Genomic DNA, 12,403 nt, shown 5'->3' on the forward strand with positions numbered 1-12,403 from the left:
CTTAAAACTTACTGGCGGAACCATAGATACGTATGTTGGCTCGACTATAAGTGTCTACTAATAATGGTACAATAAACTTATTCAAATTTTTATAGTCTTAATTTCGCTTTTGGAACAATCGCTTAATCTTACTCAGTGTATATGGGATTGAGCACCAACCAATAATACCCTCTATGATCAATGCTAGCCCTAAAACAATATAAAAATACTTTCCCATTCCAAAAAGTGCCGCAATACAAAGTGCCGCCCCAATTATTGTCCGGTTTATTCGATCTGTTTTATCTATATTACACGCAAATTTCATTTTACCTTCTCTGTTATACAAACTGCTTAATTCTCAAAAAGACTTTCTATCGTCGCCTCCGACTGACTAGGCTTGGCATAACAAAAAATTTCCTTAATCGAAATATTGCCGTTTAATTCCTGAGCAAAATGCACTCCATGTTTTATAGGTGACTTTTTTAAAAAAGAATACTTCAGTTTATGTGGAGTAAATTCAATTTCTTATTCTCAGGCAAAAACACCAAAGCTTGTTTTAAAACCCTCTGGCATATTGTATAAACATCTAAGGTTTGCAAGCATGTTCTATAGCGCGTAATCAATATGGCTTGTCTTCCTCAAGATATACCAAAAAATATAAACAAAGAAATAGGGAGCTAGAATTATAATTTTTATAGTCCATCAGGATAAACATTCCTTAACTGAAAATAACGCTCAACTGAAGCATCAGCCCATTTTTTAAATTCATCGGTGCCCTGATCAAGTTGATTTTGCGCTATATTTTTTAAAAGACCATTCATTTGGATTATGAGTTTAAAGCAGTGTTTTTCAATTTCAGAAAACTGATTTTCTGGGTTTTTGTGCATCTCTTCTTTCAGAAACCATCAGGCTTAATTCTGCCATTTTAGCAATGGCTTGTGGAAGCTATACCCCAAAAATCCACCACTCTCCTGAAAAAGGTATTTTGCAAAAAACTGCTGTGCGATCTCGTTATTAAAATGTGGTCTTGCCAGGACACGGCAGGGTTTCTCCATAGAGCTGACGTGATTAACCATTGCTTTTAACAACTCTTTTCCCACTCTTTTATGCGCTTGCTCAGTCTCTTGTGGATAACATCGGGATAGCATGCAGGATGCCGAAATGAGCATATCGCTTATATCAAAATACAAACCACTCGCGCCAAAAAACTCATTTGCTTGCGACTTATAAGTGCATAACCCAACTCCTAAAGCCATACCCTGTATTTCATCATTCTCTTCGGCAATAAGGAAACAGAATCCATTTTTTTTAAATCTAATAGCGCCCTCATTAGAAATCTCTTTTTTTAAATAAGCTATCATATCTTTAACGGACTCTTTCCAATGATATAGCAAATTGGAGTTAGTTGATTTAAATAGATTTTTTGAGGTGTGCTCTTCTTGCATTTTTTGCCATTCAAGCAATACAGCCAATACATTTTGTTTTTCAGCTTCAAATTCTGAGTAGCTTAATTTTCTTATCTTCATAGGGAAAACAACGCCTTTTAATCAGGTTCAACGGCCACGCTCGTCAAATTACTTACATCCGTTTTTAACTAGTGTGAGATCAATACCGCCAAATTATGACGATATATACCCCTTTGGTGAAGTTGAAAAACCACACTTCACGAAATTATACAGATGCAGCCCATGATAAGAAACTCATTGTCCTGATTACGCAAAAGGTAACGATTCACAATTGAAGAATGCACAACTAGCAAAATGTAATGTCTTTACACTAAATATATAAAGTGCTAGTAGTTTATCGAATCATTCTGTGCAAAGTTGATTTAAACTCGATGACGCGTCCATTTTCAACGCTATTATCTCCAATTAACTAAAAAATGCCATTGGGTAATTCTACCAATACACATTGTTAAAACTATACCTGTATAATATTTAATCATATTTGGTTAGTGTGCCTGATTATATCTATTTTGAAGCATCGATGGGAAACAGTTATGTGGATATCTGATGAGGACATCAATTCAGAGGGCACTCTTCGTATTCCACAAGGAATAACTATCATTGACTCCCTCGCATTTAACGCTTGCGACCGATTAAAAACACTTACTATCCCCCGAGGGAGTTACAGATATAAATACTAATGCTTTCAATGAATGCAGTAATCTCGAATATCTAATTCTCCACGAATCTTTGTTGAATATCCTTGAAGGTGCATTTTCTGCTTGCATTAGCTTAAAGAAAGTTAGAATTCCATCTAATGTAACTCGGATTGAGAGCAAGGCTTTTGCAGGATGTGTAGCTTTGGAACATGTCACACTTTTGAATAAAACATGTTACTTTGAAGGGGCGGTATTTGCTGGGTGTACACGATTAAAGCACGTACGTATTGCACAAGGAATAGAGTGCATTGAAGAGAAGACTTTTTATGAATGCGAGGAATTAATTTCTATATTCCTTCCCCCCCGGGATTGACTAGGATTGAAAGCGATGCTTTTTATTATTGCACGGCACTGAGGCAGATTACCTTCCCTCAAGGATTGATAACAATTGCCGATGAGGCCTTTATTGGTTGTGAAAAACTACAACAAATTGTTCTTCCTGAAAGTATTTGTTCTATTGCATACGAAGCGTTTAAATATTGCTCCATAGATAGTGTTTTTATCAATAGTCTAAATATCGAACAAAGAACGCGTATTACACAATTGCTTCCCAGCCATTGCAGGCGAAGGTTCTGTATCTTGCAATGACGCAAAAAATTCTGGCCCTTCAGGAGAACAATTAAAAACTTTAAAGAACTTGCCTCAAACTCTACCATTGTATCGTTTTTTTAGCTTAAACGGTGGGACTATTAATCCTGTTTTACCTAACGAAATACTCATTCATATCAACGAATTTAGTGAAAATATCTATTATACCAAGGCTAAAGAGCTGATGCAGCAGATTGTGCTTCCTACTAATGAACAAGAGCTTGCGGTCTACAGTCAAACCTTGCATACAATAGTTGATGATTACCGACAAAAAGCGCTGCATTTTTATGAAAATCCCCCGGCGGCTTCAACTCATTCTCCATCATAGAATAGAGCAATTCACACCTTACCGGAGAGCGCTTTACCGCATCCATTCCAAAATGGTAATTAATGTTATATTTTTAATAAAAATATAGTAACGAATAAAAGGAAACCTGATTTTTCTTAGCAACATTTTTTAATTTCTCTTTTTTTATTTTCCTTTTAGGCCAGTTACATAACGTTATTAATTTTGAATAACACAGTAACCCGACTTAACGTGGATTTCATGGGCACTCGATACCCTGCTCTTTTATCTATTTTAATTTAAACTGGACAAATTATTTTTTTCTTTATCCTGCCTATTTTTTTCCAGAAGTAATGGAATGATGAAAAAAAAATAATATTATGTTAGTAACTCTTTTTGGTCTCTCTACACAGTTTATCAGCATACCCAAAACATATTTATCCAGTAGAAATTTTGGAAAGGGATTTACATTATCCTGGTTTTGGCTGGCTGGGTCATGTTGGTATTTCAACAACATGTATGATGTCACAAGATGGGATGCTTAAAGATGCTGATCAAGTAATAGAAGTGCTTAAAGAAATTCCAGTAGGCCAAATTACTTAATCAATAACTTTTAGAGTCTGCAAAATCACCTGATTTTCAGCAAAATCGAAATTTAGAAAATGTGACGGCTCAAGAACTTAATGAAATGCCATATGAGGAGTTTCAAATGATTATGGATTCCCCTCCGATGCACTATGTAACCTCTCCTTCGACGGTGCAGATGCAATTTGCATACGATTCAAATTTAAATGAAGCAAAAAGAGGAGTTATGATTGATCGACTTATTGCAGAAGATGCTGAGCCTGATTTAGTCAGAAAATTACTAAAATTGTATAATGAAACACAAAGTCCTGAGGTAAAAGATAAAATAGTTGAGGGTTTAATGCTGTATAACCAAAGACATAGAAATATCAAAGTTTATATAGAAAATGATAAGCCCCTTCTAAAAACTTTTTTTGCAGAACTATTAAACTCAAAATCACTAACCCCTCACACCACAGATGATGCACTTAGAGGATTCATTGATACAAGTTCTCCAGATGAAATTATCGCTAATCTTGACCTTGTTAATAAATGGCTCTTAACGTTAAATCACTATCCATCTATTATGCTGAAATATTCTTTAGTATTTAAATCAAAAGAACTACAAAGTATTTACATAAAATCTATCGTAGAAGAGTTACGTAAAGCTAATGATTCAGATTTGGATAGTTATTTATTTGGTCCATTATCAATAGGTTATCAAGGAACAGGTAAAAATCTATTAGAGCCTGAGTCAAAAAAAGTAGTTACGGATTATTTAAAGGAGGTTCATTACAAATATACGAAAAAAGGAATTAAAGATAACCCCAAAGATTTCCATAGAGGAACTACTGCTCCTTATTATTTTGAATTACTTAAAAATATGGGTACTTAACTAGTAAAAAATCATTTATGTTCAATATTTAGACATCTCAACGACGTCATTGAGATGTCTACACGGCATATATTCAAACATTAAGTCTGAGTTTAGAATTAATCAGACTTAAGGAAGCGGAACAATATTAACTACTTTCATTAATGAGATTTAATGTCAGCGATTCCATGAATTTCAACGGGAGCTCTGTCTGGGAATTCGGCCATTAGTTTTAAGGAGCCACCCATTGCTGAAATATATTTACTTAATGTTGAGATTAACATATCAGAGCGTTTTTCTAATCGCGAAATTCCATCTTGTTTCATATGCAAAATAGCACCCAGATCTTCTTGAGTTTTCTCAAGAGCTAATCGTAAATCGCGTAGAGTCATTTCCTCGGCAATTAATTGATCAGCTCGCTTCTGAATAGTATCCTGTCTCCCTTTAGGAAGAGAACGCATTTTGTCATTAAGTGATCTAGCCATAATTCACCTCATTTCTTTAAATTTGATAAATGCTTATCAAATCTTTGATCTGCTTTTCTGATTAAATCTTTATAGAATCGTTTTTCACTTCCTCCGGACTTATCACCACAAATAAGCAGAATTCCCTTTCGCATAGGGTCGAATGCAAAAGCTAATCGCCATACACCATTATCTGCATTAAATCTTAGTTCTTTCATATTGGTATATTTTGATCCCTTTAAAGTATCTACATGCGGACGACCTAATTCAGGACCAAATTTTTCTAAAACTTTTAAATGAGCTAAGCACTCGTTTTGAACTATTTCACTTAGTTCATCGAATTCCGAATCAAAATCTTCTTGAAATATAATTTCCCAGTTCATATGCAAATTATGTCATTAAATACATATGCTGTCAAGAAAATATGTATTTAATGACATGTTCGAGTATATTTGAATTAGCACCACAATTTATTACAAGCGCAGGGAGATTATTGTTCTAATTATTTAAAACCACTTTAAACTTTTGGGCATACTCACATTTAATCATTTAGTCATACTTTTTAAATCTGTCTTGCGAAAATCAGGAATGGTTCGATAAATTAATGCTATGCTTAATGAAGGAATAGAAATTCTGACGTGGTCTAATAGATGGCTTACAGTGGCAATAAAAGTATTACTAGAGAAATTATTTTATTTGATTACTTACAAATGCTCATTATTAACATGAGTAAATGTTTTTAAAATTGAAGGCTCAATTCAATGTTACTGTATTAAACTATTTGCGCTAGAATTTTCTTTCTGACTTCTTACATAAACCAGTATTCACAGCACCATTACTAATCTCATTTCTTAATCGACCTGTTATCCTATTTATCTTGTAAATTCTTTTGTGTGACTTCGCTGTTTCAGGTAACTCGCATTGGTAAAAGAGTTCATACTCAGTAAAAAGAGCTTTTTCAGTATCTTCGCTTTTGCCATTATAAAAATAAGTGATAAGACAAGCTTTCTCCCCTCGTCCTGAATAGATCTCAAATAGTATTTCCACTTCATTATTTGATCGATCCATAACACAATTTAAGAGAATCTTATTATGCTCTGAGCAAGAAGTTAAAAAAACAATACTTAAAATGATATATATATATATTTCATAAATAAATGCCTCTATCAGGCTTTCCTTGCTAATCATGGTAATAGGCTATTAAAGTATTTTTGTGATTCTTTAAAACATTCATCCGTAATACTTTGTTAAATTTTCTGGCAAATTTATTCTTGATTTATTATGTAATTCATTAAAAATGATCTCATAATAATATCTTTGTTAAGTTAGGTATTCGCATGGTTAGTTCAGAATCAAGATGTGCTATAAATTGATCCCGGTATGATTTCATCTCTTTATGATACATTTCAAATTCCTCTGGTGTAACATTGCAATGATTTAACATAGCATTTTTAAATGATTCAGAATTATGTATGATTTTTTTCCAGTGGTGTTTATCGTTATGATTGCCAAATAATTTCAGCCATTCCATTATAGAAATATCTAAAAAATTACTCTGTAATGTTATCCAAAACTGGTCTTTGGCTTTTGATTGTTTATTTTGATCAAATCCAGCTCTGTAATAGGCGCAATTTCTTGAAAAATGGCTACAGAGTAATCCTACCCGTCTAAGCCTTGTGGTTCTGTCCATGATTTAAAACTAAAGTTACTCTGCATATAAGGGGCGTCACAATCATTGGAAGGAAAAGGTACTCTAAGCAAAAATCATTAAGCCCTCTCTAGCTCTTCAGCGATATTGAACGGTCTCAGTCGCTCTTTGAAGAAATAATTTTATCAAATAATACAATTAAACGCTGATAACTTAAATAATATGCAATATAGAGAATTAAGCTACACTTAAAAAAATAAATGATTGAAAAATAGGTTTTATCATGTTCTCAAAGCAGACCAGCCAATTTGAAAAGTATCTAAACGCAGCGAAAGAGTTAGCAGATGAGATTAATAAACTCGAACAATCGTGTATTAATTTGGTTTTACAATTCCAAGTAAATAATGAAGTGCAACAAATTTTTTTTGAGAGTGAAAAAAAATTAAAAGACGAATTATTAAAGCAAACTCCTTTAGCTTTATCTGCAGAACAACAGCAAGAAATTGTACAAAAAACCCGAGAAGAGTCACTTAACCTGCATTTTGAAAATCTCACTAAACTAAGAGACCTTCAATTTGATAATATCACTCGTGTTTATGCTAAATTAAAGTCCTTAAGTTCTCTTGCACAATCTTATATCGTCGATACAATAAAATTAAAAGACGATGCTCATAATCGTGATGTGTTAATTCGTAGTGGGCATTTAACCAATAAAACAAGTAATATTACTGATTCTAACTTATATGAGTTATTAAAAGCACTACTAAAAGACTATGAGGTTTTAAATCAACGAGCAAATCAAATTCAATTTGGAACCTTAATGGCATTTATGTTTACTCCAACAGATAAAACGCCTGAAGAATTTAAACGATTATGCTATCGTCAACGTGCAGCGATGTATAAAGATACTGAGGCATATAAATGTTTCAAAGAGTTCTCGGAAAGCCTTGAAGGAAGTGAAGGGTTTAAAAGTTTAAAACAGTATTTAGAAACTAATACTCAAGAGCGACACTTATCGAAAGAATTGTTAAAACAAATAACCACCTTTCAAACCTTAGTTACTGGAAATGAAAAACTTACTATTGAAGCGATTAAAGTAACTGCAGAGATAATTGAGTCTGCTCGTGAACAGGATTTCCAAGCGTTTTTAAAACAAAATAAATTGGCTCCATTTTAAATTGGGGTTGACCTATCCCCTAAATTAGTACCACTTCTATAATGAGATTGCTTATCCTATGCTACCTTCCTTGCGTATTCAACAGACGACATATAATTGAGAGAGCTGTGAGGTCGAACATTATTGTAGTGTTTACGCCACTGTTCAATCTCAAATCGTGCTTCCTCCATCGTTCGAAACCAGTGCTGATTAAGACATTCATTTCTGAATTTCCCATTTAAGCTCTCAACAAACGCATTTTGAGTTGGTTTGCCTGGTTGAATAAACCCTAAAGTGATATTCGTTTCTTTACTCCAGAAAAACATCGCTTTACTAGTAAATTCTGTACCATTATCACAAATTACTTTAGCAGGCTTATTTCGCTGCTCAATAAGTTGCTCTAAAAAACGGGCTACTTGCTTACCACTGATTGAGGTAGATACCAACTGGCCAACCAACTCACGAGAATAATCATCTACCACGTTCAATATCCGAAATCGCCTTCCATTACTGAGTTGATCAGATACAAAGTCCATCGACCAGCGTTGGTTTGGTGCAAAAGGAACGTCCATCGGTTGGCGAGGACGAATCAGTTTTTTCCTTTTCTTTGTTCGAACCTGAAGTCCCTCCTCAGTGTATAATCGGTAAGTATGTTTCTTGTTCTTAACCAAACCCTCTGCCTTAAGTAATCCATGAAGAAGTAAATAACCATAGGCCGGATATTGTGCGGCCAGAGCTTTGAGCCGTGCTCTGACTTGCTCATCCGTACGTGGTTTACATTGATAACGAAACGCTGTTCGGCTCAATCCTGCCAGCTTGCAAGCCACTCGCTCACTTAACTTAAAGAAAGATATTAGGTGCTGGATAATCGACTTTCTTGCTGCTGGCTTCACCACTTTTTTGATAGCACATCCTTCATTGCCTCTAACTCCAGGAGCTTATCTGCCAACAGTTTTTTAAGATTAATATTCTCTGACTCAAGCTCACGAAGACGCTTCGCTTCATTCACTTCAAGACCAGCATACTTGCTTCGCCAATTGTAAAACGTTCCTGTCGAAATTCCATAATCTCGACAAATCTCTTCTACCTTTATACCGGCTTCATGGGATTTGATTGCTTTGATAATTTGTTCTTCTGTATAACGTTTTTTCATTCTGAGATCTCCATTGATTGTAGTTTATCGGAAATCTCATCAATGTCATGGTCTTAGTTCTGAGGGATAGGTCAAAATGAATCTAATTTCATAACTTTGTTCGGGGAAAGAGGATGTTTGCTTTTTATGGAGAAAATAACTTAATTAAGGACAGTCATATTATCAATCTAATGCCTTTTTAACCAAATCCAAAAGAATATTCTAAACTTAGAAATCGGTATAATCCTTGAATTAAAGGAGTTAAAAACGCATCATGCATGTGCTGTGAGAAATCACAGCTCATTGGAGTTATATCTTAGGCGAAGTGGAAACTTTTTTTTGTAGTGCTGCAATAAATTCGCTAATCGTAGTCACTTCTTTGCCAACTATTTCATCGGCAATAGAAGCTTTAATAAAGCCCCTGAGAGAATCACCTAAATTACCATTTCTATAAATAGACAAATGTTGAGTTAAGTCTACATCTTCTCCATTTAAGGCTTTTTTTAAGTCCTTAATAGCGTTACTCTTTTGTGTAAAGCTCTTTTGTCCGAGAACAAAAAATGGATAGAAGTATTCCTTAGTTTCACCTTTAGAATTAGTTATGCCTTCTCGTTTTTTCAAATATAAATCCAGTAGTTCATCCATTTTACTTTTTGGAGTTGCGATTTCAAAATGAATGTTCTGATAATCATCTATTTCAATTTCGGGGCATTCCAGATCATTGGAATGATTTATACAAAACTGAGTTAGAATATTAATTGCAGAAGCCTTAGTCTCTAATTGAGGAAAAAACACGGCCATTTTATCTGAGTTTATGACTCGATACTTGGATGTAAAGAAACTACTATTAAAGGTCTCTGGTAGATGTTGCAGCACTTGTCGTCCCATTGAATAGATTCTTTCCAGAATAGTTATATTACTAGCTTCTATACACACTAATTTAGTAAGCCACTCGGGATAAAGTTTAAAATTACTGTCGTAATAGTATTTCCAATCATCTTGCTTTAAAGCAAGAATAACCCCCCCCATAAACAAAGCAATCATCTTAGCCTGCTTATCAGCATCATTGCTAGTCTTCAACTTTTCAAACTCATCGCGCATTGTTCTTAATACTGATTTCGCTTGACTGCTTATATCCGAAGTATTAACTTCTGTTCCTGATACTAAATCAGCAATCAATTCTTGAATATTCTGTTTCATAATAAAACTTTAAGACCTAGATTTGATCATTATACTTGTTATATTGGCTTCCTTCAAGTCAAACAGACTGCGCTAAGGGATTTGAATCCGGATTTCGTCGTCACTATACTTATCGCTGGATTAGAAAAATTCTGATCATATATACTAAGCTCGCGGGTATTAAACGCTCTATCTCACCTTATGAACTAAGACACTTTTTGTTTACTTGCCCCCTGGCCGGGATCCTGGTAAAAAGGTCATGTTCAATTTTTAATCCCTATAAATACTAAACTCCAAGATGAGTTAAATTTTGAGGAAGAGCTGCGAAGGCAAGAATCCCTTCACTACCTCACTTAAATATCTTGAGACAAATGCATGGTTTGAATCAACGCTTGCTCAGAGCACTATTTTGTATTACATAATTATTTAATTTACACACTTCAAACTTCAGCCATTTATATCTCACAAATGTAAAAAGAGAGAGGACTGACATCTTTTTCTTTGCTTTTCGAAAGAAATTATAACGTTACGAGAACGTAAATATTTATAAAAAATCGCCCGAGTAATAGCTAATTGTTCACATATTTCTCCGAAACACTTTGTTCTACTTCGGCGTGTTTTTTTTTGCATGAGGAATTTCATCTTTTGTATCAGGTTCGTCCGCAAGGGGTTTATAAATATTATTTCTTCAGCTTTACTTTGAATAATTATTTCTTGCTTTAATTCATTAAATAACTTGTCTATTTTCTCAGTTTGCGCGGAGTCTAATTCTTCAATTCTAGAAATAAGTTCTTAACTTTGTGGTGGTCCTTTTTTAAATAAGTATAAATACTCATATAAACCTCCTTGTTTTATTTGAGCTATATGTCTTTCCGGTAAATGAGGAGTAAAGTAGATTACCCCTCATTTACTTATAATCAATGAACATCAGTATCATCAATATCTGAATGATGTATTTCATGGTTGCGTTTACATCCCATTCCTAAACAAGCACCTATACAGCTAGCCAGTGCTCCAATAAAGAATAGTATGAATACAACCCAAGCACTCCAAGCCAAAACATTCTTCTCACTCTCTGTAGGAATAGGTTGTGTGGTAGTTGCTTGTTTATTTTTAACACTGGGAGTAGCTTCATTAGCTACCGTGGATTCATCTAAAGTTTGTGCGACTTGATTGGTGACTATTGCTGGAGCTAAATTTCTTGTGTAAGTTGAGATATAGTGAGTTAAAGGGATAACAAAAACTGCACTGAGTAGCAAAGCTATGCTCCAGGTTAAAAATCCATAAATCACTCCACCATGGCAATGACAATAATGAAATCGCCCCAAATAACCTGCTACAAAACCTGCTAAACCCATTGATACAATAACTCCAATGAGTAGTCCCAAAATCCCCCCAATAGCAATAACGGTAGCTCCGTTACTCGTTGAACTATAGGCGCTTAATCCTATTGCAATGCTAAAAAGATGGAGTAAAAAACCTAAGCCAACGCCTATAAAGGCGCCGGTAAAAATAGCAGACCAACAAACACGGGGTCGAGGATGTGGACAATGCTCTTCAATCAAACCAGAATTTTCAGTATTCATAATAATTCCTTTTAAATATGAGAGATAAGCCAAATTAATATCAAAATACTAATTGGAATGCCTAATAACCAGCCAATAATATAACCCATAGTAATCTCCTTATTATCTTTATTAATTATAGTACTCGCTCAGGAAATCACCTCGAAACGATTATGAATCGCTGTAGCAGCAATGGCAGCTTGACTTTCAGCAACACAAAGCTGATTAAGCCAAGAAACAATATCCCCTACTGCATATAGACCCTCTACCGAAGTTTGTTGGTGATTATCAACTACTAAAGATCCTTTTTTTTGTTTTGCATTCAACTCAATAGCTAGTTTGCTATTTTTTATACTCCCCAATGCTGAGTAAAGACAATCAAAATAAACTGTTTCATTGTCACAAAATTGTATTTGAACTCTTTGTGGTGTAAGGTCTATCTCCAGAATTTCCTTTGAAATAAGTTGGATACCCGCTTGATAGATTTTTTTAGCAACTTAGATTCATCTCCTTCATTAAGAAATGAGGGCCTGTATATGAAACCGGAAGGTAGATTCATATTTATCTAATTATCTTTTTAGTCTATTTCTAAGTTGTAATATTAGTAGGTATTTATAAAGGTGCTTAAGCCTCTGACAGCTTGAATTATCAAAGATATAGTGCTTTATGGACAAGACTTGCCTTCATGGAATCAAAACGCTGAATCCAGACCTGAAGATTTTAACATTTCAATATTTGAGCCAACAATGTGGTTGAAATAGCTTTTGCTGCAGATTCTTAAATATTGCATGAAAAGTAAGAGCA

The 12,403-nt window shown here is 34.3% G+C and carries 17 protein-coding genes; 6 read left to right on the top strand and 11 right to left on the bottom strand.

Translation table 11 applies throughout. The features are described 5' to 3' along the window. Nucleotides 1-97 precede the first annotated feature (97 nt). From LHA_RS13095 to LHA_RS13105, 3 genes are all read right to left on the bottom strand, one after another. Nucleotides 98-304 (bottom strand): YgaP family membrane protein, encoded by a 207-nt coding sequence (locus LHA_RS13095; RefSeq protein ID WP_045106937.1) that lies wholly within the window; start codon nucleotides 302-304, stop codon nucleotides 98-100. A gap of 367 nt (nucleotides 305-671) precedes the next feature. Next, nucleotides 672-866: a hypothetical protein gene (locus tag LHA_RS13100; RefSeq protein WP_045106938.1), complete on the bottom strand. Its 195-nt coding sequence runs from the start codon at nucleotides 864-866 to the stop codon at nucleotides 672-674. A 24-nt stretch (nucleotides 867-890) separates the two neighbouring features. Continuing rightward, the gene (locus LHA_RS13105) at nucleotides 891-1,505 is read right to left on the bottom strand and encodes a hypothetical protein (protein ID WP_045106939.1); all 615 of its coding nucleotides are present in this window, start codon (nucleotides 1,503-1,505) and stop codon (nucleotides 891-893) included. A gap of 609 nt (nucleotides 1,506-2,114) precedes the next feature. Between LHA_RS13105 and LHA_RS17695 the strand changes: the two genes are divergently transcribed. The 5 genes from LHA_RS17695 (at nucleotide 2,115) to LHA_RS13120 (ending at nucleotide 4,476) form a co-directional block, all read left to right on the top strand. After that, a complete protein-coding gene (locus LHA_RS17695) occupies nucleotides 2,115-2,456 on the top strand; it encodes a leucine-rich repeat domain-containing protein (RefSeq protein WP_082060355.1) in 342 nt (113 codons plus the stop codon). Then, nucleotides 2,414-2,731, top strand: a complete 318-nt coding sequence (locus LHA_RS17700) for a leucine-rich repeat domain-containing protein (protein ID WP_045106940.1) — start codon at nucleotides 2,414-2,416, stop codon at nucleotides 2,729-2,731. Before LHA_RS17695 ends, LHA_RS17700 begins: the two co-directional genes overlap by 43 nt. Before the next feature lie 49 nt (nucleotides 2,732-2,780). Beyond that, complete coding sequence (locus tag LHA_RS13115; RefSeq protein WP_045106941.1) at nucleotides 2,781-3,059, top strand: hypothetical protein; 279 nt, start codon at nucleotides 2,781-2,783, stop codon at nucleotides 3,057-3,059. Between the two features lie 411 nt (nucleotides 3,060-3,470). Continuing rightward, the gene (locus tag LHA_RS17415) at nucleotides 3,471-3,620 is read left to right on the top strand and encodes a hypothetical protein (RefSeq protein ID WP_231861928.1); all 150 of its coding nucleotides are present in this window, start codon (nucleotides 3,471-3,473) and stop codon (nucleotides 3,618-3,620) included. A 61-nt stretch (nucleotides 3,621-3,681) separates the two neighbouring features. Further along, the gene (locus LHA_RS13120; RefSeq protein WP_231861929.1) at nucleotides 3,682-4,476 is read left to right on the top strand and encodes a hypothetical protein; all 795 of its coding nucleotides are present in this window, start codon (nucleotides 3,682-3,684) and stop codon (nucleotides 4,474-4,476) included. Between the two features lie 140 nt (nucleotides 4,477-4,616). Here the strand turns inward: LHA_RS13120 and LHA_RS13125 are convergent, their stop codons facing one another. From LHA_RS13125 to LHA_RS13140, 4 genes are all read right to left on the bottom strand, one after another. After that, entirely contained in the window at nucleotides 4,617-4,940 is a 324-nt protein-coding gene (locus LHA_RS13125; protein WP_045106942.1) for a helix-turn-helix domain-containing protein, read from the bottom strand. Between the two features lie 8 nt (nucleotides 4,941-4,948). Beyond that, nucleotides 4,949-5,302 (bottom strand): type II toxin-antitoxin system RelE/ParE family toxin, encoded by a 354-nt coding sequence (locus tag LHA_RS13130; RefSeq protein ID WP_045106943.1) that lies wholly within the window; start codon nucleotides 5,300-5,302, stop codon nucleotides 4,949-4,951. Nucleotides 5,303-5,705: 403 nt separating this feature from the next. Beyond that, complete coding sequence (locus tag LHA_RS13135) at nucleotides 5,706-5,987, bottom strand: hypothetical protein (RefSeq protein ID WP_147292364.1); 282 nt, start codon at nucleotides 5,985-5,987, stop codon at nucleotides 5,706-5,708. A 235-nt stretch (nucleotides 5,988-6,222) separates the two neighbouring features. Next, a complete protein-coding gene (locus tag LHA_RS13140) occupies nucleotides 6,223-6,609 on the bottom strand; it encodes a hypothetical protein (protein WP_045106945.1) in 387 nt (128 codons plus the stop codon). A 241-nt stretch (nucleotides 6,610-6,850) separates the two neighbouring features. Between LHA_RS13140 and LHA_RS13145 the strand changes: the two genes are divergently transcribed. Continuing rightward, nucleotides 6,851-7,744 (top strand): magnesium transporter CorA family protein, encoded by an 894-nt coding sequence (locus LHA_RS13145; RefSeq protein ID WP_045106946.1) that lies wholly within the window; start codon nucleotides 6,851-6,853, stop codon nucleotides 7,742-7,744. Between the two features lie 56 nt (nucleotides 7,745-7,800). Here LHA_RS13145 and LHA_RS13150 read toward each other — a convergent pair. From LHA_RS13150 to LHA_RS16670, 4 genes are all read right to left on the bottom strand, one after another. After that, a protein-coding gene (locus LHA_RS13150) for an IS3 family transposase (protein ID WP_102046655.1) occupies nucleotides 7,801-8,876 on the bottom strand; the annotation gives its coding sequence in 2 pieces (ribosomal slippage) (nucleotides 7,801-8,627 and nucleotides 8,627-8,876; 1,077 coding nt in all). A gap of 288 nt (nucleotides 8,877-9,164) precedes the next feature. After that, entirely contained in the window at nucleotides 9,165-10,055 is an 891-nt protein-coding gene (locus LHA_RS13160) for a hypothetical protein (RefSeq protein ID WP_045106949.1), read from the bottom strand. A gap of 896 nt (nucleotides 10,056-10,951) precedes the next feature. After that, nucleotides 10,952-11,620, bottom strand: coding sequence for a DUF4199 domain-containing protein (locus tag LHA_RS13165; RefSeq protein WP_045106950.1), 669 nt, complete (start codon nucleotides 11,618-11,620; stop codon nucleotides 10,952-10,954). 128 nt (nucleotides 11,621-11,748) lie between these two features. After that, the gene (locus LHA_RS16670) at nucleotides 11,749-12,084 is read right to left on the bottom strand and encodes an FAD-dependent oxidoreductase (RefSeq protein ID WP_082060356.1); all 336 of its coding nucleotides are present in this window, start codon (nucleotides 12,082-12,084) and stop codon (nucleotides 11,749-11,751) included. Between the last annotated feature and the right edge of the window lie 319 nt (nucleotides 12,085-12,403).

Origin of the sequence: Legionella hackeliae, from assembly GCF_000953655.1 — a bacterium.
Classification (GTDB): domain Bacteria; phylum Pseudomonadota; class Gammaproteobacteria; order Legionellales; family Legionellaceae; genus Tatlockia; species Tatlockia hackeliae.